Annotated in this window: 24 protein-coding genes; 3 read left to right on the forward strand and 21 right to left on the reverse strand. The window is 50.2% G+C overall.

The genetic code is table 11. The features are described from left to right. Positions 1 to 41: 41 nt before the first annotated feature. From metH to HQN87_RS26795, 6 genes are all read right to left on the reverse strand, one after another. Positions 42 to 3419, reverse strand: a complete 3378-nt coding sequence (gene metH, locus HQN87_RS26770; protein WP_216857469.1) for a methionine synthase — start codon at positions 3417 to 3419, stop codon at positions 42 to 44. Positions 3420 to 3588: 169 nt separating this feature from the next. Next, positions 3589 to 4011, reverse strand: coding sequence for a FixH family protein (locus HQN87_RS26775; RefSeq protein WP_173139555.1), 423 nt, complete (start codon positions 4009 to 4011; stop codon positions 3589 to 3591). Positions 4012 to 4213: 202 nt separating this feature from the next. Next, positions 4214 to 4999, reverse strand: coding sequence for an HAD family hydrolase (locus HQN87_RS26780; RefSeq protein ID WP_173139557.1), 786 nt, complete (start codon positions 4997 to 4999; stop codon positions 4214 to 4216). Positions 5000 to 5035: 36 nt separating this feature from the next. Then, positions 5036 to 5563 (reverse strand): hypothetical protein, encoded by a 528-nt coding sequence (locus HQN87_RS26785; protein WP_173139559.1) that lies wholly within the window; start codon positions 5561 to 5563, stop codon positions 5036 to 5038. Positions 5564 to 5610: 47 nt separating this feature from the next. Then, the gene (locus HQN87_RS26790) at positions 5611 to 5820 is read right to left on the reverse strand and encodes a DUF896 domain-containing protein (protein ID WP_173139561.1); all 210 of its coding nucleotides are present in this window, start codon (positions 5818 to 5820) and stop codon (positions 5611 to 5613) included. A gap of 110 nt (positions 5821 to 5930) precedes the next feature. Then, on the reverse strand, positions 5931 to 6344 hold the full coding sequence (locus HQN87_RS26795; RefSeq protein ID WP_173139563.1) for a LysM peptidoglycan-binding domain-containing protein: 414 nt from the start codon (positions 6342 to 6344) through the stop codon (positions 5931 to 5933). Between the two features lie 197 nt (positions 6345 to 6541). Here HQN87_RS26795 and lexA point away from each other — a divergent pair, with 197 nt between their 5' ends. After that, the gene (gene lexA, locus HQN87_RS26800; RefSeq protein ID WP_173139565.1) at positions 6542 to 7168 is read left to right on the forward strand and encodes a transcriptional repressor LexA; all 627 of its coding nucleotides are present in this window, start codon (positions 6542 to 6544) and stop codon (positions 7166 to 7168) included. A gap of 211 nt (positions 7169 to 7379) precedes the next feature. Next, complete coding sequence (locus HQN87_RS26805) at positions 7380 to 7718, forward strand: L,D-transpeptidase (protein ID WP_173139567.1); 339 nt, start codon at positions 7380 to 7382, stop codon at positions 7716 to 7718. Positions 7719 to 7836: 118 nt separating this feature from the next. Here the strand turns inward: HQN87_RS26805 and HQN87_RS26810 are convergent, their stop codons facing one another. From HQN87_RS26810 to HQN87_RS26830, 5 genes are all read right to left on the reverse strand, one after another. Further along, positions 7837 to 8055: a hypothetical protein gene (locus tag HQN87_RS26810; RefSeq protein ID WP_173139569.1), complete on the reverse strand. Its 219-nt coding sequence runs from the start codon at positions 8053 to 8055 to the stop codon at positions 7837 to 7839. A 111-nt stretch (positions 8056 to 8166) separates the two neighbouring features. After that, complete coding sequence (locus HQN87_RS26815; protein ID WP_173139571.1) at positions 8167 to 8388, reverse strand: hypothetical protein; 222 nt, start codon at positions 8386 to 8388, stop codon at positions 8167 to 8169. Positions 8389 to 8483: 95 nt separating this feature from the next. After that, the gene (locus HQN87_RS26820) at positions 8484 to 8825 is read right to left on the reverse strand and encodes a hypothetical protein (protein ID WP_173139573.1); all 342 of its coding nucleotides are present in this window, start codon (positions 8823 to 8825) and stop codon (positions 8484 to 8486) included. Between the two features lie 33 nt (positions 8826 to 8858). Further along, the gene (locus HQN87_RS26825; RefSeq protein ID WP_173139575.1) at positions 8859 to 9125 is read right to left on the reverse strand and encodes a hypothetical protein; all 267 of its coding nucleotides are present in this window, start codon (positions 9123 to 9125) and stop codon (positions 8859 to 8861) included. Between the two features lie 297 nt (positions 9126 to 9422). Then, the gene (locus HQN87_RS26830; RefSeq protein WP_173139577.1) at positions 9423 to 9929 is read right to left on the reverse strand and encodes a hypothetical protein; all 507 of its coding nucleotides are present in this window, start codon (positions 9927 to 9929) and stop codon (positions 9423 to 9425) included. Positions 9930 to 10447: 518 nt separating this feature from the next. On the opposite strand from HQN87_RS26830, the gene HQN87_RS26835 reads away from it, so the two are divergent. Beyond that, positions 10448 to 10870 (forward strand): VOC family protein, encoded by a 423-nt coding sequence (locus tag HQN87_RS26835; RefSeq protein WP_173139579.1) that lies wholly within the window; start codon positions 10448 to 10450, stop codon positions 10868 to 10870. 573 nt (positions 10871 to 11443) lie between these two features. Here the strand turns inward: HQN87_RS26835 and glnA are convergent. From glnA to hfq, 10 genes are all read right to left on the reverse strand, one after another. After that, positions 11444 to 12772: a type I glutamate--ammonia ligase gene (glnA, locus tag HQN87_RS26840; RefSeq protein WP_173139581.1), complete on the reverse strand. Its 1329-nt coding sequence runs from the start codon at positions 12770 to 12772 to the stop codon at positions 11444 to 11446. Positions 12773 to 12801: 29 nt separating this feature from the next. Next, positions 12802 to 13212 carry a MerR family transcriptional regulator gene (locus tag HQN87_RS26845; RefSeq protein WP_019910684.1) on the reverse strand — a complete coding sequence of 137 codons (411 nt, stop codon included), beginning with the start codon at positions 13210 to 13212 and terminating at the stop codon, positions 12802 to 12804. Positions 13213 to 13684: 472 nt separating this feature from the next. Further along, complete coding sequence (locus HQN87_RS26850) at positions 13685 to 14227, reverse strand: P-loop nucleotide/nucleoside kinase family protein (protein WP_367272817.1); 543 nt, start codon at positions 14225 to 14227, stop codon at positions 13685 to 13687. Positions 14228 to 14280: 53 nt separating this feature from the next. Then, positions 14281 to 15534 carry a methionine gamma-lyase family protein gene (locus tag HQN87_RS26855; RefSeq protein WP_173139583.1) on the reverse strand — a complete coding sequence of 418 codons (1254 nt, stop codon included), beginning with the start codon at positions 15532 to 15534 and terminating at the stop codon, positions 14281 to 14283. 123 nt (positions 15535 to 15657) lie between these two features. Beyond that, on the reverse strand, positions 15658 to 16947 hold the full coding sequence (gene hflX / locus HQN87_RS26860; protein ID WP_173139585.1) for a GTPase HflX: 1290 nt from the start codon (positions 16945 to 16947) through the stop codon (positions 15658 to 15660). A 57-nt stretch (positions 16948 to 17004) separates the two neighbouring features. Next, entirely contained in the window at positions 17005 to 17979 is a 975-nt protein-coding gene (locus HQN87_RS26865; protein WP_173139587.1) for an AAA family ATPase, read from the reverse strand. Between the two features lie 90 nt (positions 17980 to 18069). Then, a complete protein-coding gene (locus HQN87_RS26870; protein WP_173139589.1) occupies positions 18070 to 18729 on the reverse strand; it encodes a YdcF family protein in 660 nt (219 codons plus the stop codon). Between the two features lie 2 nt (positions 18730 to 18731). Beyond that, complete coding sequence (locus HQN87_RS26875) at positions 18732 to 19286, reverse strand: ribonuclease FAU-1 family protein (protein ID WP_173139591.1); 555 nt, start codon at positions 19284 to 19286, stop codon at positions 18732 to 18734. A 171-nt stretch (positions 19287 to 19457) separates the two neighbouring features. Continuing rightward, positions 19458 to 22088 (reverse strand): transglycosylase domain-containing protein, encoded by a 2631-nt coding sequence (locus HQN87_RS26880; RefSeq protein WP_173139593.1) that lies wholly within the window; start codon positions 22086 to 22088, stop codon positions 19458 to 19460. Positions 22089 to 22226: 138 nt separating this feature from the next. Then, complete coding sequence (hfq, locus tag HQN87_RS26885) at positions 22227 to 22466, reverse strand: RNA chaperone Hfq (protein ID WP_173139595.1); 240 nt, start codon at positions 22464 to 22466, stop codon at positions 22227 to 22229.

The following is a 22466-nucleotide window of genomic DNA, read 5'->3' on the forward strand; positions in this document are numbered from 1 at the left end:
GGGCATAGCCCCGTCTGGCCGGTGTTCACATGGCAGAGCGATTATAGCTTCTCCACATTAAAGTACTGCGCTTCCGGATGGGCAAATACCATTGCCGAGACCGAAGCCTCCGGCTCCATCATGAAGCCCTCCGTAAGATGCACTCCGATATCCTCGGGAGACAGGAGCTTGAATAACGGCCCCTGATCCTCCAGATCCGGGCAGGCCGGATAGCCGAAGGATACCCGAATGCCCTGGTACCGTGCACCGTGTCTCTGCTTCATCGTCATGTCTGCCGGGTCCGGGAAGCCCCAGGTATCCCGCATCATATGATGGACACGTTCAGCCAGCCCTTCTGCTACCTCAAGAGCCACAGCCTGCAGAGCATGGGAACGGAGATAATCCCCTTTATCCTTAAGCTCAGTGGACAATTCACGGACCCCGTGACCTGCAGTGACTACCAGGAACCCGACATAATCCATAATCCCGCTCTCTGCCGGCTTCAGGAAGTCTGCAAGACAGAGATAAGGCTCTACGTTCTGCCGCGGGAAGGTGAAGGTATGCAGGACGTTGGCATGGTTCTGCGGATCATAGATCAGGATGTCATTCCCGCGTGACTGGGCCGGGAAGAACTGATACATCGCATGCGGAACAATGGTCCCTTCCAGCATCGCCTGATGCAGAATATCATCCACCGTCTCTTTCAGTTCTACCGTCCGCGGATCTCTGGCTGCCAGCTGAGCCTCTACAGAACCGCGCAGGCCCAGATGATGACCGAGCAGCATCTGCATATTCACATAGGGAATAATATGCCCCAGCGGATAACTCCGCAGGACATGACGTTCGAGATCCGGCGGAGTGAACACAGGAGCGTCCGCTGATATCTTGGAACGCACTGCACGAGTAAGCTCAGGAAGCGGCTGCGCCGGAGCTACAGCTACGGCTGCCTCGGCTTCCTGGCGGACCTCTTCCTCAATCTTCACCCGCTCCAGCGGATTCATCAGCCGGTTGGCGATATCCAGACCGTCCATGGCGTCCTTGGCGTATAATACAAGCCCGTCATATTCCGGCCGGATACGGGTCTTGGTGAATTTGCGGGTCAATGCGGCACCGCCGACCATAATCGGCACATCAATACCGGCCGAGCGCAGATCCTGCGCAGTCAGCACCATCTGCTGGGCAGATTTCACCAGCAGACCGGACAAGCCGATGGCGTCTGCTTTTTCCTTGCGGAAGGCTTCAATAATATTCTCCGGCGGAACCTTTATACCCAGATTAACGATCTCATAACCGTTGTTGGAGAGGATAATCTCCACAAGGTTCTTCCCGATATCATGCACATCGCCCTTGACGGTAGCCAGCATAATTCTCCCTTTAACCGAAGTCTCATCCTTCTTCATGAACTGTTCCAGATGGCTCACAGAAGCCTTCATCACCTCTGCGCTCTGCAGCACCTCTGCAACGATTAATTCGTTGTTATTGAACAGACGCCCGACCTCAGACATCCCCGCCATCAGCGGTCCGTTAATGATCTCCAGCGGAGCAGAGGTCTTCAGCGCTTCATCCAGATCCGGAATCAATCCTTCTTTGGTTCCTTCCACTACATAGGAAGCAAGGCGTTCCTCCAAGGAGAGATTGGAGATCTTCTCTTTCTTCTCGACCTTCTTGCCGCGGAAAGCCGCCACGAATGCAGACAAGGTATCGTCATTGGTGTTATAGATCAGTTGTTCAGCCAGCTTGCGCTCTTCCTCCGGAATCGACGCATAACGCTCCACCTTCTCCGTGTTCACAATCGCATAGTCCAGTCCCGCCTTGGTGCACTCATACAGGAACACGGAGTTCAGCACCTCGCGGCCGGCTTCCGGCAGACCGAAGGAGACATTGCTGATGCCGAGAATTGTATGAACAGCAGGCATCGCTTCCTTGATCAGACGGATGCCGTCTATCGTCTCCTTGGCGGAGCCGATATACTGCTCATCCCCTGTCCCTACAGGAAATACCAGCGTGTCGAAGATCAGATCTTCCGGGGCCAGACCATATTTGTTCACCAGCAGATCATAAGAACGTCTGGCAACCTCCAGTTTGTCCTTGGCCAGTATGGCCTGACCCGTCTCGTCAATGGTACCTACTACAATCGCTGCGCCATATTTATGAATCAAAGGTGTGACAAGCTCGAATTTCTCTTCACCATCTTCAAGGTTAATGGAGTTAATAATCGCCTTACCCTGACAATATTGCAGCGCCAGATCAATGACCTTCGGGTCTGTAGTATCGATCATTAACGGTACTTTGACCTTCTTCACCACCAGCTCCAGAAAGCGCATAATATCTTCCGTCTCATCCCGGTCCGGGTCCTGGACGCAGACATCAATGACCTGTGCGCCGCTCTTCACCTGGGCACGGGCGATCTCCGAAGCCTCCTCGTACTTCCCTTCGACGATCAGACGTTTGAACTTGCGGGAGCCGAGGACATTGGTCCGCTCACCGACCATATAGGGACGGTTCTCACTCTCCACATACACAGGCTCGATCCCGGACAACGCCGGAGGATGCTCGCCTTCAAGCTTACGCGGCGGGTAGGCCGCCATAACTTCTGCCATCGCCCGGATATGATCCGGTGTCGTTCCGCAGCAGCCGCCGGCAATATTCAGCCAGCCCTTTTCGGCGAAGCCGCCCAGCTTACGGGCAAGTGAATCCGGTGATTCGTGATAATTCCCGTTCTCATCGGGAAGCCCGGCATTCGGGTAACAGCTGACAGCAGCAGAGGAGATCGCCGAGAGCGAACGGATATGGTCACGCATGAACTCCGGGCCGGTGGCACAGTTGAGTCCGATGGAGACCGGCTTCAGATGCTCCAGTGAAATATAGAAAGCTTCAATGTTCTGCCCGGCCAGCGTAGTCCCCATCGGTTCGATGGTTCCCGAGATCATCACCGGCAGCGTAATTCCGCTCTTCTCGAACGCATTGCGGATACCAATACTGCCTGCCTTCACGTTCAGCGTATCCTGGGATGTCTCCAGCAGCAGCGCATCCACCTTGCCGTCGATCAGGGCAACCGCCTGCTCCTCATAACTATCAATCAGCTCCTGGAACGTTACCCCTCCGGTTACGGAGAGCGTCTTCGTTGTCGGTCCCATAGCGCCTACAACATAACGCGGACGATCCGGTGTATCATATTTATCTGCGGCACTCCTGGCCAGCCTGGCAGCTTCCAGGTTAATCTGGCGGGCAAGCTGCGGAATATCGTATTCGGCAAGCACCACCGAGGTCGCGCCGAAGGTATTGGTCTCGATCAGATCCGCTCCGGCTTCCAGGTATTTCTCATGAATATCCTGAATTACATCCGGCCGGGTCAGCACCAGCATTTCATTACAGCCATCCAGCTCATCTCCGCCGAAATCTTCGCCGGTCAGCGGTACCTGCTGAATCATTGTACCCATGGCTCCATCCAGAATCAGTATGCGTTGCTGCAAGCTCTCAGCAAGTGTGTATTTGGACACTTTCAATCCCCCCAGTAAAACATTAGAGTAAGTTTAGCAGAATAAAGGGATTTCGGAAAGCCTTCCTTTCCACTCTGCATTATTTGTATTACCGACTGCGATAATCCTATTACGGCTTCACCACAAGCTTTTTACTTGGCATAGAATGCTGTGTCCGGGCAGTCACATGAGAAGTGACCGTGAACTCGCCTGCCTGTTCAAACGTATTATCGCCAACATAAGCTCCGTCTCCATCACTTTTACCTTTAATTTCAACCTTCTTGCTCTTATCCGCTGCATCGGCGATTTCAAACATAACTTCTCTCGCGTCATCTACCGGTTCACCGTCCTGTGTAACTACAGCCTTGAAGCTAACCTCGCTGCCTGCGGTTACATCCTCCGGACTCCAGCTTAGCTCTACCTTAATCGGCGTCATTGAGGAATCGCCTGCAGCATACATCTGCATGTCCCCCTCTTTGTCCTCCGAGCATCCGGCAAGTGCCAGCCCCAACATTATGCACATAAGTCCTCTGCGTATCTTTGGCTTCATCATCTGAAGTCCTCCCAATGAAAGTCAGATAGGTTTTATCCCTATTATACACATTATATTGAATTTGTCGGGAAGAAGCTGCAGCAATCCCCCTGTAACATGAGAATAGTCATATACATGAACTGTACTGATGCCATCTATCCCTTAATATATATACCAAAAAAGCCAATATCCTCTGACGGGATACCGGCTTCTTCTGATTTCATTATAGGGAGTGTACCAGCGGCAGAAGCTCCGAAAGATGGCTAATCTGATAATCAGGAGTGATCTCCGGGTCAGAGGCCTTGGCATTGCGGTTGATCCAGACTGTCGTCAACCCTGCAGCTAGTCCTCCAAGAATATCCGTAGTGAGCTTATCTCCAACCATTACACCTTGTTCCGGAGCAATATCAAGCAATCCGAGCGCATGCTCGAAGATTCCCTTATCCGGTTTCCCTTTGCCGAAGCTACCCGAAATAACAATATGGTCAAAATACGGAACAAGCTCCGGTACACCGTCAAGCTTCTCCTGCTGAAGCGCCGGGCAGCCGTTCGTCAGAAGCAGCAGCTTCACCTTGCCGCGCAGCTCATTCAGTACCTGAAGTGTCTCCTCATATATATAAGGACGGCTACGGCGTTCCGCAGCGAATTTGTCGGCCAGTTGTGCAGCCAGCGCTTCATCCTCCACCCCTAGTGAAGCCAAGCCGCGCCGCCAGGATTCCGTACGGTAGACGGGGGCAAGCTGCTGCAGCTTACGGAATTCCGGCTGTTCCCCGGCTGTGAAGTTGGCCCAGAGTGCTTCATAAGGATTAATACCGATCAGCTTCGTGAACGGAAAAGTCTCATAGGATTCGTATAGCGCACGCGCTTCCCTGCGCACAGCAGCCTCCAGCTCCTGCGGATCAACGGAATCTCCAGCAGCCTCAGCAGCATAGCGGAATGCTTCTTCCACACTCCGGTCATCCCACAGCAGTGTATCGTCAAGGTCAAATAGTACGGCGGTAATCGGCATTTCGTTATTCCACTCCCTATATGCTGGTCTGTCTTACTATTCGTGTACTAACTCAATGTTGTTGTTCTTGGCGAATTGCTCCAGGCGTTCACCCATAGCAGCGGTGTCATAACGGTTAATCAGCTTGGAGAAAATCCACTGTTTGCGTTTTCCCTTATACTTAATCGTGACCACACTGCGCGATAACGTGATCTTCTCAATGTCCGCTGCAGGCAAAAAGCGTTCACGGTTGTATTTAATCGTAGAGAGACGGGCACGTTCAACCTTAAGGAACGGACGACGGAAGAATAGCAGGGCGGCAAGCAGGAAGTACAGTACTACACCCAGCCAGTTGGCCAGAATACCGCTTCCTTTCGCTTCGTCAATCGACCCGACGACCCAGAACATAATGCCAAGCAGCATCAGTACGACGGGGAATACAATATTCCGCCCTTTGAAAATGTCGATGCTTTTGGCGGCAGCCTTAGAGCCTGTAGCATAAATCGAATCCTTGCCCTGCTTCTTTCTTTGCTGGTTAATTTGCTTGGTGTTGCGTTGAACCATTCTTTCCCAAGAACGGGCCATGTAAGTTCCCCCTAGTCATCCTGTATTATCTATGAAAAGGCAACAGGCTAATGCTTAAGCCCGTTATTGCCTTCTTCATGCTCCGGATTATCCACGATTTCAATCGTATCCAGCTGGGCCCGAAAGTTGCTGCGGATGTTCCCCAGGTAAATCTCGCGGAGTTTGGCCCGTTCAGCCACTTCCTCCTGATTCAGGCCGCCATTCTTATGTTTGCGTGCCAATTCATTGATGCGTGCGACCAATTCGTCAATATTCAATACGTTCCCCTCCCTTAACATTCATTTTAACTTTGCCATGAGAAAAAGAGCTTGTCAAGGTCTACCCCCTGAAAGCTCTTTCGAGTCTGTCACCCGTCTGCTGCGTTCTGTCAGTATACAGGTATAATCAGTATATCTCCGGCCTTAATTGCGCTGTTCTCCAGATGATTGGTCTTCATTATTCCTTCTATATATACGGCGGTCTTCATATCCTCCGGCTTATGACTAAGTGCAATGCTCCATAAGGTATCCCCTCGTTCAACGACGATCCGTTTGTCCTGCTTCATTAAAGAGACAGATCCGGCAAAGACATTACCCACTACTGTGAATCCTGAAATCACAAGTAACAGAACCAGGGCAAGCTTGATGATGCTGACCTGACGGGATAGGGATGCGAACTTAGTCAGCCTTCCAAGGATCTGATCCTTGAGCTTGGTCACCTGAATATGAGCAGTTGGATTACCGGGAGTGGACACCTTGACATCCTCATTGTAGATACTGTTGTATGTACTGTACTTTAACATTACTATCATCCTCCAAACACATGTTCTTGCTTTCGAAAATAATATAACACGAACATGTGTTTCAATCAACAGTTTTTTCAGAACATCCGTTCCCTTCATTCCCCATCTTTTTATTTCCTCATTTTAGAACTTATGTTTGTACGAACGGAAGTTCTATGTTATAATTTTCCCAAACATAGTATATGGGGTTGATACCGATGTCAAAGATTTCAAGTCGTCAGCTGGCGATCCTGGAATTTATACGTAACGAAGTCCGCAGCAAGGGTTATCCTCCGTCTGTCCGCGAGATTGGCGAAGCTGTCGGGCTGGCCTCCAGTTCCACAGTGCACGGTCACTTGGACCGGCTTGAGAAGAAAGGCCTGATCCGGCGCGATCCAACGAAACCGCGTGCGATTGAATTGCTTGGCCAGGAAGATTCAGAGAATGTACATCAATTTGTCCAGACGGTTACTCGCATCCCTATAGTGGGCAAGGTTACGGCCGGCGTTCCTATTACTGCTACAGAGAATATTGAGGATTATTTCCCGTTGCCTACTCATTACGTAGGGGATAACAAGGTGTTTATGCTGTCTGTACTTGGTGACAGTATGGTGGATGCCGGGATTATGAATGGCGATTATGTCATCGTCCGCCAGCAGCAGACTGCCGACAACGGCGATATTGTTGTAGCGATGACCGAAGAAGATGAAGCAACCGTTAAGACCTTCTACAAGGAACGTGATCATATCAGGCTACAGCCGGAGAATCCGGCCTACGAGCCTCTCCGCCTCAACCGTGTTACGATTTTGGGCAGAGTCATCGGATTATTCCGTGATATCCACTAATCCCCTCCCCGCAATATGAACAGGCTGCTCCGCACCAAGCGGAAGCAGCCTGTTTTCTGTTCCATAAGGTATCCTGTGGAACAGATCATTCGCTTATATTTCAAAAAAGCCCAGTGCGAACATTTGTTCTCATCGGGCTTTTTCGCCACTTTTTCCGGGAACCGCTGTACCTCTCCGCACATATCCTGATTACAAAGGAGTGCTGATCTTTATGCCTAATTATCGGATCATCGTGGATCTCTCACAGCGAATGCTGTACCTGCTGGACAATAACGTTGTTACCAGAGGATTCCCAGTCGGTATTGGCAAGATGCTAACCGTCTCCCCCGTAGGCGAATACACCATTATCAACAAGCAGCCTAATCCGGGTGGACCCTTCGGTGCATTCTGGATGGGTCTGTCCAAGCCGCATTATGGTATTCACGGAACCAACAACCCTTCATCCATCGGTCACATGGTCTCGCATGGCTGTATCCGTATGTATAATGCAGATGTTCTGGTTCTGGCCGCCCTCATCCCCATAGGCACCCGTGTCACTATCAGGGAGTAGACCGACGCTGCAAAAGACTGCTCCAGTATTGCATTCCGCTGGTTATGTTCTTCCCCAACCATAAGAACCCCTATGACGCTGTAAACGTCACAAGGGTTCTTGATCCTACGGATAACGGCTACAGCACACTTCGCAACAAGCGGATGGCAGCTGTATTCAGGCGAAGAGCTTCACGGATGGAGGCTCTGGCAGCCAAAAGCTCTCTTCTGGCACGCGAGCCTCTAGGCGTTCTGCGCAGATTCTCGTTGATTTCTTCCAGTCTCTCCAGCAGGACCGCTCTCTGGGTGAGCAGTACATTAATAGCTCTGCGGATTCTGTTTCGTTCTCTTTGGGTCATCATTACACCTCTTTTACCTTTGATAGTATAAGAGATGCAAAGATCTACTCCGAAGATTGTGTGATTCGGCATTAATCTTACAAACTGATGTTACTTGGGCAGCTACTCCATTTACTTCTTGTTCACCCGTACTCTGAACTCAAATTCGTCGCGTCTATAAGTCATTCCGGCCAGCAAAATGTAATCCGCTGTCCATTTCTGTACAGGTCCGGCATAATCGGCAATCACATGCGGTTTACCATCAACCAGCTGAACTACATAGACCTGTACCTGGGCCAGTGCGGCAGCGAATAGATCAGCATCACTGGTCAGAATTTTATAAGCCGTATTCAACTTCGTTCCTCCTCATTCCACACCCAAAATTGATAAGGATTCCTTCACAAATCAATTTAATTATACCGGGTTCTGGAACAATATGTATACCCAATTTACAGTTTGATAAAAATGATTTTGAACAATCCAAGATATTTGCGGTTTGCCGAACGATCCCCGATTAAGCTCTTTCCATTCTGAATATCCGGTATGCTGAACATAGAGAATAGGATGTAATTATCCCTCAGGGTAAAAGATTCGACCAGCGGCTGGGCTACTAATTCGGTAATCCCTCCAGCTAATTCTGTACCCAGGGTCTCCTTCAGATCCTTCACTGCATACTCACTGAATTCTTCCTTCCCCGGATTTAGCACTGCCATCACAACCAGTATCACGATAAGAACAATAGCCCATTTCCATCCTGTTCTCTTGCGGACTCTACGCTCAGGCTGTGGCATGTTAGCACGCGGATGCATTCTTTTCCCCCTCGTCTACACAATTTCGCGGATTATAAAAACTAACGGATTGACCATAAACCGGCAGACCCTAAGAACAAACTCATCCATCCCGCTGATCCCGACATCTATATTGCCCCAGTCTACTCCTGCCGGTGCCGGAACATCCAATCCATACTGCTCCATGATTCTATCCTTAGTCTCGTCGGCAGGTACACCGCCCCTTCCTACCGCACCAGCCTGGGAACAGGCCAATACCAGGACGAGCATAATGGTGATTATAACCTTATATCTATTCTTCATCGCACGCTCCTATGATAAATGTTCATGCAAATACCATAGTTCCCTCCCTCCTGAGTCTCTATTATGGTTAAGTATATATGAGATGGAACAAGTTGTAAAATGGGACCAGGATCAGCCGCCTTATGGAAGTTTTGCACCTTTTAAACAAATTTGTACCTTTTAAGTGATGATTCATTCCAGCGCAAGTTACTGCCAGGAAAATTGTTAACATAAGTATGTTAAAAATATCCTACCAGTATTAGCAGGACATAAAAAAGAGCATCCCATATAAATCGAGATGCTCATATCTATGAAATATTAGAGAGGAAGAGCAAAAAATACAAAATGGTATTGAGACATATTCGGGTTATTAGGTGAATCAACTCTTACGTATACAGTAGATCCCGGAGCAATGACTAAGTTAGCAAAATTTTGTCTTTCAGATGTATTTGCTTGATCAACATAAATTGGACCAGTGTCACCATAGCCATCCTTTTTAATTATGACTGCTGCCCTAGTAGGTCCATTGCCTGGAAATCCTCCAATTAAAGCATTGGCTCGCACATAGCCCGTCGTAGTATTGGTCCATTTAAACCAGTCCTGTTCTGTTCCATTTTGAATAAAAAGATCATAGGTAACTCCCCCTAAGACCCCGCCCTCGCCATTCAATATTAGACTTATTGCAGTAGACTCAGAATCACCAACTCCAACCGATGCAGGAGAAAACTCAGATAATTGTACATTTTCTTCGGCAAACGCGGAAGCCGATGGAATCATAACTACAGCAGAGATAAGAAGAACAGAGAGAAACTTTTTAATTTTCACAAATCTTCCGCCTTTCCAAGCTATTGTTAATCGGCCGATTACACTTAAATAATACATCTTATCCTTTTATTATTATATAGTCCGTAAGTTGTCAAACTTCGAGGTTGTATCCTATATTATTTGTCTATAAATGGCATATTATATATATTAATATCACTTTCTGTCACATTTATTTTTCTCATGCATAGTAATGTAGGAATAAAGCCTGACATCCGAGGGGAAGATGAAACCCAGAGTCTGAAGTTGCAGGCATAATGGATGACTGTACTTTTCCACGAAGACACCCACATATCAAACACCTTCGTATTTGTCACATTGTCTGATTCCAGGAAATCATACGGATGAAGTGCCCTTCTATTCAACAACTTCAGATCATGCTATAATCCCCAACAAGAGGTGATACCGCTGAAATTTATAATCGTTGTGTTAATAATCTTGTTTGTCTTTGGCTTTTTTAAAAAGAAGAAGTTATGACATAACCCCGTATTTCAATATATTTCTTAGGAGGACGGCCAGTAATGATTCAGTCCATTGTACATATTGCTTTGGTTGTAAAGGATTATGATGAGGCGATAGAATTCTATACGAAAAAATTGCATTTCACGTTAGTTGAAGATATTTATCAACCAGAGCAAGATAAACGATGGGTAGTAATTTCTCCTCCTGGCTCTATTGGTACGACAATTCTACTAGCCAGAGCCTCTAAGCCCGAACAAGAGCAGTTTGTTGGTAACCAGACTGGTGGCCGGGTATTTCTCTTTCTAAACACCGACGACTTTTGGAGAGATTATAATGAAATGGTCTCCAGGGGAATAGAATTTGTTAGAGATCCCCAAGAACAATCTTACGGAATAGTAGCTGTTTTCAAAGATTTATATGGTAATCAGTGGGATCTGCTGCAAATGAATGAAGATCATCCCATTTCTAAACGCATGAAGTGATTCGACATGAGTGTGTCTCGAATTAATCTAACTGGTCATGTTTGTTCAATAAATGATTTCTTATACATTCAATGCTATGCTAATGGCTTATCAGCTTCTTTAAAGGAGAGCGTGCGGTTAACCCGCCCCTTTATTGAAGTGTAGTAATTACGTCCACTCCATATTGATTTGAGCAACATATTCTGTTGTATGTCAAATTATAAGGAGGCAGCTACTATGTCGTGCCCACATCATAAAAAAGTAATTGTCGTAAAACTGCGCCCGGGTCAAAAAGCGATTATCGTTTGTAAGCATAAAAAACGCCGGCGCCATTGTTAAGGTGAACTAAAAAGAACGCTCATATGAGCGTTCTTTTTTCATTTCCATTTCACTGATCAATATTTTCTTTCCGGCATTGGGCTGGTAACGAGTTATGGTTGGATGGTTAAGGGAGACGCCCGCGCCCGCTGAATTCAGGTGCACTAATGCTCCTCATTGGCTCTTTTTGGCCCATCCAAGCTCTCCCGCCACCGCCACCGCCACGCCACACACAAAAAAACCCCCGGCGCTTAGAGCGCCAAGGGCTGCTGTATCCTAGTAAAGCGTCATGTACTGATCTCTTTCCCATTCGTGAACCTGGGTCCGGTAGATGTCCCATTCAATTTCCTTAAGCTCATAGAAGTGGGCCAGCGCATGTTCGCCGAGAGCTTCGGTGATGACATGGCTGCGGACCATTTCGTTCAGGGCTTCCTTCAGATCGGACGGCAGGCTTGGGATGCCTTCTTCAATCCGCTCTTCTTCGGACATCACATAGATGTTACGGTCGATTGGAGCCGGAAGATCCATCTTACGTTTGATTCCATCGAGACCTGCCTTCAGCATTACAGCCAGTGCAAGGTAAGGGTTAGCCGCCGGGTCCGGATTACGAACCTCAACGCGTGTGCTGAGCCCTCTCGAAGCCGGAATACGGATCATCGGGCTACGGTTACTTGCAGACCAGGCAACGTAGCAAGGTGCTTCATAACCAGGTACCAGACGTTTGTAAGAGTTAACGGTAGGGTTGGTAATTGCAGCAAAAGCACGTGCGTGCTTCAGAATCCCTGCCATGTAATAACGGGCCGTCTTGCTAAGACCGAGTGTGTCGCTCTCATCATAGAACATATTCTCGCTGCCATTGAACAGGGATTGGTGAGCGTGCATACCAGATCCGTTCATACCGAACAGTGGCTTAGGCATAAAGGTTGCATGCAGGCCGTGATGACGGGCTATCGTCTTCACGACAAGCTTGAAGGTCTGAATCTGATCCGCTGCCTTGATGGCATCGGCGTATTTGAAGTCAATCTCATGCTGGCCGGAAGCCACTTCATGGTGGGAGGCTTCAACCTCAAAGCCCATTTCCTCCAGGGTCAATACGATTTCACGGCGGCAGTTCTCCCCAAGATCCATCGGTGCCAAGTCGAAATATCCGCCCTGGTCGTTCAGTTCTGTGGTCGGGTTGCCCTTCTCATCGGTTCTGAACAGGAAGAATTCTGGCTCGGGTCCAACGTTCATAGCTGTGAAGCCCATTTCTTCCGCTTCCTGCAGACAACGCTTCAGGATGCCGCGCGGGTCTCCGGCAAACGGTGTTCCGTCCGGCATGTACACATCACAAATCAAACGTGCTACACGGCTGTCCGTCACCCAAGGGAAGATTACCCAGGTGCTGAGGTCCGGGTACAGATACATGTCAGATTCTTCAATCCGCACATACCCTTCAATGGAAGAGCCATCGAACATCATTTTATTGTCGAGTGCCTTTTCAAGCTGGCTTACAGGAATTTCTACATTCTTGATCGTTCCTAACAGATCGGTAAATTGCAGGCGAATAAACCGGACGTTTTCGTCCTTGGCGATGCGCAGAATATCCTCTTTAGAAAAGCTCACTTTACCCTCTCCCTTTCAAAATCTCTATATTATTTATTAAAAAACCGGGATAGCTCACCTTGGATTAGAGACACTTGTCCCGGTCTTTTACCGGAAACCAGCTCCTGCTTAAGCAGACGGTGAAGCTGTGAATCAGACAACTCTCTACGTCTCACCTCTGTGTCAGGCGTAATAACCGTAGCTTCTTCAGATTCCTTCGAGACAGGATTCATCACCTGCTTGATGCCGGCAATATTTACACCCTTCTCAATCAACGCCTTGATCTCGAGCAGCCGTTCGACATCATTAAAGGAGAACAACCGCTGGTTGCCGGATGTACGCGCAGGTACGATCAGGCTATGCTGCTCATAATAACGAATTTGTCTGGCGGACAGATCCGTTAACTTCATTACGATTCCGATAGGGAATAATGCCATATTTCTGCGGATTTCATCACCCATGACTCATCCAACCTTCCAATGATCTTTTTCTCATCTCATTGTACATTTCCTTATATGGCGTGTCAATGGTATGTGAGTTTTTCTCACAAGATTTCTTGCGATCCTTGTGATACCCTTGTGAGATTAGCTGATCATTGTGGTGGATTTAGTAGATTTAGTTTCCCGAAGTATATCATATACACTAATCTTCAAGCAAAAATAACGTGGAACCCCGCCATCTTCCACATTCCTCCAGCCATTTATATATAGACGCACTTAAGATTTGAACTTCAATCTTCATCGTCACTGCGGTGAACATTTGGACTTCCGGCCGCTGCCCATCCCCAGATTTCTTGATTTAATCCGCTCTTCGCGGGTGAAATCCGGGGACAATGGCGGTCGCTACCGCTCCTCCAGTTCCAAATTTCCCCTCCGCTTCTTTTGCTTTTTGTTTATTTCTTTAGTGCCTCTTATATAGCTTGTATAGTAGACCTCATGTCATGTCCGCTTCGATGACCCATTCGCCTTCTCCGTCCGGAGTCTCGAATCCATTCAAAAACCGGGTCAGGATCTCCCCGGTAATCGGAAATGCCGCATTGGCGTCCATCCGTACGCTCCTCAGAAGCAGCCTCTGCCGCAACTCATCAGGCTGCACCTTGAGATGAATCAAAGCCCACTCCCCACCGTACTGCCCGATCAGCTGCTTGTATTCTTCCCGTCTCTGGCGCTGCCAAAAGCTGAAATCAACCACAACATGGCGTCCAACCTGAATCAGCCGCACAAGCTCACCCCGCAGCTTCACCTCTGCCTGCTCCTTGAAGGATTCATAATCCGCTTCAGGATAATCCACGCCAAACCTGCCATGGGTACTCCAGATCTCCTCATCAATGGACAGCCGGGCAAACCCCTCATGCTCAAGTTTGAGTGCAAAGGTAGTTTTGCCCGAGCCTGCCACACCGCACATCAATACGACAAACGGAGCTTTATCTGCAACCGCCCGCTGCAAGCACTGTTCCACTGCTGCTGATTCACGCAATCGGCTCTACCTCCTATAAGCTTATATCTCTCTTAAGGTTTCTTTGTGCCCAGCTATAACAAGTTGCGCTCCCTCATACTCTGCAGGGCCATCAACACTCCGTATTTCACATGGGAGTAAGTTAATCCTCCCTGCATATATCCGATATAGGGTGCCCGGATAGGCGCATCCGCTGACAGCTCCAGACTGCCGCCCTGGATGAACGTCCCCGCCGCCATGATAACAGGATGCTCATACCCCGGCATATCCCAAGGCTCCGGCACGACATGACTGTCTACCGCCGCTGCGCGCTGGATCCCCTGAACGAAGGCAATCAGATGCTCGGGCCCGTCAAAAGCTACCGCCTGGATCAGATCCGTACGCGGTTCATCCCAGGCCGGCTTGGTAGTGAAGCCGCAACGCTGAAACACGGCAGAAGCAAATATACTGCCCTTCACAGCCTGTCCCACCGTATGCGGGGCCATGAACAGCCCCTGATACAAGCCGCGTGTTGTACCCAGCATGGCTCCCACTTCCCCGCCAATCCCCGGCGCAGTCAGGCGGTAAGCCGCCAGCTCCACCAGGTCTGCACGGCCGCAGATATAACCGCCTGTCTCGGCGATGCCCCCGCCGGGATTCTTGATCAGCGAACCGGCCACAAGATCAGCGCCGACCTGCGGCGGCTCCAGCGTCTCGGTGAACTCTCCGTAACAGTTGTCCACGAATACGATGACATCCGGCTTAATGGCTTTTACCCTTGCTGTCATCTCACCAATCTCGGCAACAGTGAAGGATGAACGCCAGTCATAGCCGCGCGAACGCTGGATTCCGATCACCCTCGTCTTCCCGTTAACCGCTAAAGAGACCGCATCCCAGTCAATTGTGCCATCCTCTGTCAGTGCAGTCTCACGGTAGCCGATGCCGAAATCGGCCAAGGAGCCTGTCCCGTCGCCCGGCTTGCCGACTACTTTGTGCAGGGTGTCATAGGGGCGGCCTGTAATGTATAATAGCTCATCTCCGGGTCTTAGCACGCCGAAGAGTGCTGTTGAGATTGTATGAGTGCCCGAAGCAAAATGCGGCCGTACCAAGGCGGCTTCCGCACCAAATACCTCGGCATAGACCAGATCCAGCACTTCACGCCCCCGGTCATTATAGGCGTATCCGGTGGAGCCTGCGAAGTGGAAATCACTCACATGCTGACGCTGAAAGGCTTCGATTACCTTCCATTGATTATGATCCACAATTCGGTCCAATGCCTTAACGGCACCTTCGATTTCAAGCTCTGCAGCTTCCGCTGCCTGTAATAGATCCTCTGCAAATACTGCCATTTCCCGTTGATCTCTCCTAACATGCTATATAATATTGACCCGATTCCGCGAGAAACCCCGCACAGCAAAGTGTGCCTGGATCGCGTCCGGGCACACTGATGTTTATGCGGGGATATGGAATCCTTATTGCGGCTCCACGAATTCGGCCAGCTTGTAGCTCCACTTATCATAGTCTTCCTTGTTCAGCCGGACGTTATAGAGCACATCATTCTCCTCGTAATTCTGCTCAAGGACCTCTCCTACCCGGTAGAGCAGAGATGACAGATCCCCGCGGTCTCCGGGAATGCGGAAGATAAGCGTATCCCCGGCCAGCTGGCCAGTGATCATCTCAGTAATCCTCAGAAGGTCGTCCTCATTAAAAGCACTGATCTTCAAGAAGCCCTCACCTGCGGGTAGCATCTCAAGCTGTTCCGGCTGGCACAGGTCAGTTTTGTTGAACAATACGATCTGCGGCTTCCCGGCCGCCCCCAGATCCTGCAGAATCGACTGGACGACGTCCATCTGCTCCTCACGCATCGGAGAAGACGAATCAACTACATGCAGCACCAGATTGGCCTCATTCACTTCCTCCAGCGTAGCGCGGAAAGAGGCTACCAGATCATGCGGCAGATTCTGAATGAACCCGACGGTATCTGTTAGGACAACTTCCTTACCGCCTGGAAGCTGTAGCACCCGTGAGGTCGGGTCAAGGGTCGCAAACAACTGGTTCTCAATATACACATCAGCGTCGGTAAGCTGCTTGAGCAGCGTGGACTTGCCGGCATTGGTATAACCCACCAGCGCCACCTGAACCGCGCCGCTCTTGCGGCGGCGTTCACGGTGCAGCTCACGTGTCTTCACAACCTCATCCAGCTGGCGCTTCAGCTCGGTAATCCGGTCGCGGATATGCCGGCGGTCGGTCTCCAGCTTGCTCTCCCCCGGACCTCTCGTACCGATCCCGCCGCCGAGCCGGGACAGATTCTTGCCGTGCCCCGACAGGCGCGGCAGAAGATAGGACAGCTGGGCCAGCTCCACCTGGATGATCCCTTCACGGGTTTTCGCCCGTCCGGCAAAGATGTCCAGAATCAGCTGGGTGCGGTCAATAATCTTAAGATCCAGGGCTTCCTCCAGATTGCGTACCTGTGCCCCGGACAGCTCCTGGTCGAAGATAGCGGTATTCGCGCCAAACCCGTCAGCAGCCATTCTCAGCTCCTCTACCTTGCCTTTACCGATAAACCATTTGGAATCCGGGGTTTCTTTATTCTGCCGGAGAACATCCAGCACCTCGACCCCGGCAGTCTCTGCCAATTGGACCAGCTCCTGAAGAGACAGCTCCGGATCTATCCCTGTGCGTTTGATTTTGTCTGTCACCAGGCTGACGAGGATTGCCCGGTCCTGTACATCGGTCTCTGTGTCATGTGTTGTCGTTGCCATTCATTCCATGCTCCTTATCTGTTCTTCATCTACAGCAGTCTAATTCTTAGAGCAGCCCTACCACCTGAAATCCTCCGTCCGCAGCGTCATCAGCTCCTGCTTGCCCGGACTTGTGCTCTCATACTGGTTCAGTAGCCTTACAGCCTGAGCCCGTACAGCCTTCTCAATACTGTTGCGTACATATCTTGCATTGCTGAATGCATGCAGGCTCTCTGTTTTTTCTATAAGCAAATGCTGCTTGAGTTTGAGTATGGCCTGCGGCATCAGAATATAATCACGCTCTTTGGACATCAGCTCGGCAATCTGCAGCAGCTGGTCGATGGTATAGTCGGGAAATTCGACCTGAATCGGAAACCGCGAAGGCAGTCCCGGATTGCTCATCAGAAAATAGTCGATCTCGCCGGAATACCCGGCCAGAATCAGCACAAACTGACTGCGGTGGTCCTCCATGGATTTGACCAGTGTGTCGATGGCCTCCTTGCCGAAATCCTTGTCTCCGCCCCGGGCCAGACTATAGGCTTCATCAATGAACAGAATGCCGCCGAGCGCTTTTTTGACCAGATCCCGCGTCTTCTGGGCTGTATGTCCGATGTACTCACCTACCAGATCAGCCCGCTCAACTTCAATTAAATGCCCCTTACTGAGGACACCCATCCGCTGGAACAGCTTCGCTATAATCCGTGCAACGGTTGTTTTGCCTGTGCCCGGATTCCCCTTGAACACCATATGATAGGCCTGGCTTCCGCTGGCAAGTCCGGCTTCACTGCGCATCTGGGCCACCTGCAACAGGGCATATATCTCGAATACCAGCTCTTTGATGTTATCCAGACCTACAAGTGCATCCAGCTCCCTGCTCAGCTCCTGGAACAGTCCGCTATGGCTGCCGGTTTTGGGAGGAACCGAGCCCCCGGTGCTATCAGCCGGCAGACTGGTCACCGGAGCCGGAGCCTGATTATTCAGCACAATGTTAATCTGCCTGGACGGTCTGCGTTCATCCCGTCCGCTGCTTGCCGCCGCTACATGTCCGTTCACCTAGTTCACCTCATTATACAGGTCTGACTTGCTCTAACCAGTCTATTCCAGTGGCTAAGGTGATATTAGCAGTTTCGGAAATTAGCAGATTTACAAAGACAGCTGCTGGAATTTCCATTTGGTATAAGCCAGGATCTCACGGGACTTGTATTTAAGCATCGACATGACCTTAGACTCCGTAACGCCCAGTTGCGGGTTCTTATACCCAAGCTCACGCGCGGTCTCCAGAGCACGGCGTCCGTGGAAATCATGTGTAATAATTACTGTAGAGGACAGCCCCTTTTCCTGCAAAACCTTCTTACTGAACAGCAGGTTCTCGTAAGTACTGGTAGACTGGCTCTCCAGGTAGATCACCTTCTCCGGCACGCCATGGGCCACCAGATACCTCTTCATTCCTTCGGCTTCCGTATACTTATAATCCGGCTGATCCAGACCCCCGGAGACGACGAAGTGGCTGAATGATCCCGAGCGATACAGCTCAAGCCCGTAATCCAGCCGTTCCTTCAGCCCGGGACTGGGTTCATCCCCCCACATCGACATGCCCAGAATTACACCCGCATCCGCCTTCACCATAGGTGAGGTGGTTACGGCACTGTTAATTCTGTTGAACACCAGTCCGCACCAGAACAATCCGGCTATAACCAGGACCAGAAGCGTAACCAGCAACACCCGTTTCCGGCGGGGGTGATGGCGCTTCCGTGAGACTTTGCGGATAGGGGATGATCCCCGTTTATAGACATACCATTCCATGATTATTTCCTCCTGAATTCTCCATGATGAAACAATTCGGCCCGATGCTTGAGTGAAAGGGAGAAATACGGAAAGGCATGAGCGTCTATAGCGCGCAGGATCGAATGGGCTGTCGACCAAGCTAAATTATAATCACTGTCTGTGATATCTTCCCGCTCCAGCGCCTCCTCCAGTTCATCCTCGTCCAGCAAAAACACTTCACCATTCCACAGCACCACAACGTCCAGATACAAATCGTCGAACCAGGGCACCCCCTGATCCGTTACTCCCTGGACCTTGCAGGTGTCAATATACCACTGCACGATATTTTGCCGTTCATCAAACATGGCCGTCACAATATAGTGGCCGTCCTTGGGAAAATACTGCAGCCATGAATATCCCTTGTCCGCTATGCGGTATGTATGCCTGCCATAACTCTTCCATAGCGGCTCTTTCAGCCCGTAAATGGTGTAGAGTGTGATATAACCGCTGAATTCCCGGGTTTCCACATAGCGGCAGGCAAAATGGCGGCGCGTAATTCTGCGCCAGTTGGCCCGGTCTCCGAATTTACGTTTCATATGAATAACCCTCTTCTGATAATGGTGCATACAGCTTAACACATTTCGCATAGACACTCAAAGCAAGCAAATAGAAAAACCCGGCAGCCGGGAATTCTGCCTGTTGCAGAGCTCCCGGAGCTGCCGGGGGAAAAGTTGCTTATTGTGAACATCCGCCTTACAGCACTTCTATTACGGTGTGCCGGTTCCTTCTACGAAGCCGCTGCCCGGATCACCGGCCGGATCTGTCCCGGCATCGGGGATAATTCCCGGATCCACAGTGTTGCTTGTAGCCTCCGGTGTCGGCAAAGGCTCCTCCGTGGCCACAGGAGGCGGAGTAATCTCAGGCGGCGATGTTGCTGCTCCGCTGCCGTTGTCTCCTCCTTCGCCATTCCCGTGATTGCCCGGGCCATTATTGCCAGGTCCAGGATCTACCGGATTGCCGCCGTTCTCCCCGTTGCCGGGGTTACCTCCGTTGTCCGGATTGTCCGGATTGTCGGGATTATCCGTAGGCATAGCCGGATCAAGGGTCGGTTCCGGCTCCGGTGTCTGCAGTTCGTCCTGCACAGATACCGTCACCGTCTCCGAAGGCTCACTCTCCACACTAAGCTCCTGATAATACGCAGTAACATAATACTCATAGGACAGCCCCGGCATGGCGCTGATATCCCCAATATTCGTTGCCATAGTATTCATTAACAGAGTGAAGTCCGCTTCAGAGGTCTCCCGGCGGTAAATACGGTATTCCACCCCGCTAGTCGCCGACGCATTCCAGCTCATATTGACTGTCATTGTGGCAGCATCGTATGCCGCCTGGAAGCCTGTCACCGCAGATACCGCTTCAGGTGTCGGCGTAGCCTCAACCTCAACCTGATCCGAACCCTTCGGTACAGGGAACTCCTTGGCTGGGACGCCTTCCAGCGCCTTCTCCATGACCTTGCCCCAGAATGCGGCAGCCAGCGGACTGCTGTTCTTCAGCAGACGGGTTTTGCTCGGTTTGTCATACCCCATCCATACGGCGGCCGTCCATTCCGGGGTGTAGCCGACGAACCAGACGTCACGGTTAGAGCTAATGCCCTTATATCCGCTCTGGGTGGTTCCGGTCTTACCGGCTACCGGACGGTTGATTTTGGCTTTTTTACCCGTACCGTCCTGTACGACCTTCTGCATCATCTCCGTCATCTGATAAGCAGTGTCTTCACTCATCACACGGTCTGCCTTAGTGTTGGCCTTGTAGACGGTCTTCCCGTCGCTGTCAGCAATCGACTTCACGGAGTACGCCTTCCGCAGCTCTCCGCCATTGGCAAAAGCGCTGTAGGCCTGAGCCATCTCCATAGTATTCGTACCTTCACTCATCCCGCCGAGAGCGAGCGACAGGTTCTTGTCTTCATCCTTCAGATTAATGCCGAGCTTCTTGGCGAACTGGAAGCCGGTATTCACACCGATCTCATTCAGCAGCCATACTGCCGGAATATTCTCTGATTTGGTCAGCGCAACGCTCATGCTGATGGACTTCGAGTATCCGTGCAGGTTATTCGGACAATAATTGCCGAAGCACTGCTTCTCATTACTGAGCATGGAATCATTCGTGAATTTGCCGGATTCCAGAGCCGGTGCATAAGCAACCAGCGGTTTGAAGGCTGAACCCGGTGAGCGGCGGCTGCCGTCGATCCGGCTATAGCCTTTTTTCTCATAATTGCGTCCGCCCATCAGAGCGACTACGCTGCCGTTCTCCTGATTGATGATGGTCATCGAGCCTTGCACCAGCTCATCGTCCACACTTTTCTCAAAGTTATCACTGTCGGCAAAAGCATCCTCAATGGTCTCCTGGGCGTGCTTATCCATGGTGGTGTAGATTTTGTATCCGCCGATGTTCAGGTCATCTTCGGTCAGCCCGAATCTGTCCTCGGCTTCGCCAATCGCATAATCAATGAACGCCTGGTAACGCTGCTTGCCTTTCTCTGGTGGCGTATAGTTATAATCAACAGCCTTGGCCTCGTCCATCTGCTCCTTGGTAATCTTTTTCTGATCATACATGAGCTGAAGAACAACCGCACGGCGTTCTTTGGACAGCTCCGGATTACGCAGCGGATTATAACGGGAAGGCCCCTTAGGCATTGCAGCCAGCGTAGCCATTTCCCAGAGCTCTAGATCGTTCAGATTCTCCTTACCGAAGTATCGGATAGAAGCAGCCTTGATCCCGTAGATTGTCCCGCCGAACGGAATCCGGTTCAGGTACATGGTGATAATATCTTCTTTGGTTTCTGTTTTCTCCAGTGCGACGGCAATCGAAACCTCTGTCGCTTTGCGGAAGAAGGTCTTATCCCGATTCAGGAAGATATTCTTCGCAAGCTGCTGAGTAATGGTGCTGCCGCCCTCAACCATACTGCGTGCCGCAATATCCTTGACTGCCGCGCGTCCGATGGACCAGAGATCCACACCGTTGTGCTCGAAGAAACGTTTATCCTCGGTGGCTACGAAGGCGGTAATCAGCATCTTGGGAAGATCCTCATAATCTACCGGATCACTTTTCTCCAGAGACAGCTCCCCGATCAGATTCGCATTCCGGTCAAAAATCTGCGTAGGCGGATACAAGGTTAGCTTATCCCTATTCGCATCCAGCAGCTTCTGGCCGTTCAGCATAATGAACAAATATCCGCCCAGCGCACAAAAAATAGCTAAGGCAATTGAAAAAAACAAACTCCACAGCACACGCTTTTTAGTTAAAAATTTCTTTTTCTTCTTCGGCTTTCCTTTGGAACTCGGCGGCTGGCTTCCTCTGTTTCTATTCCCGCCGTTCCTGGTTAGTTGGTCTCTGGACATATTGCCTCCTGACTCCCTTAACGGAAAAAACAAAAATGATGTTCACGAATGAAAAGAACAACCTTCACAGGTTGCTCTCTGCACTCTCTATTCAAACGATTTATAAACAAAAAGGTTTCGCTTCAAGGCTGTAAAATCTTAAACTTCGCTATTATTGTCCTGCATGAGCGATACGCTGCGCTGTGGTGTAAAGGTGGAAATCGCATGCTTGTACACCATCTGCTGGCGCCCGTCACTGTCGATGACAATGGTGAAGTTGTCGAAGGCTTTGATAATTCCCCGGATTTGAAAGCCGTTGGTCAAATATACTGTAGCAGGGATATTCTCTTTGCGCAGCTGGTTCAAGAACGTATCTTGAATGTTAATGGACTTGTTCAT

The organism is Paenibacillus tritici (genome assembly GCF_013204885.1).
In the GTDB taxonomy this organism is placed as follows: Bacteria; Bacillota; Bacilli; order Paenibacillales; family Paenibacillaceae; genus Paenibacillus_AQ; species Paenibacillus_AQ tritici.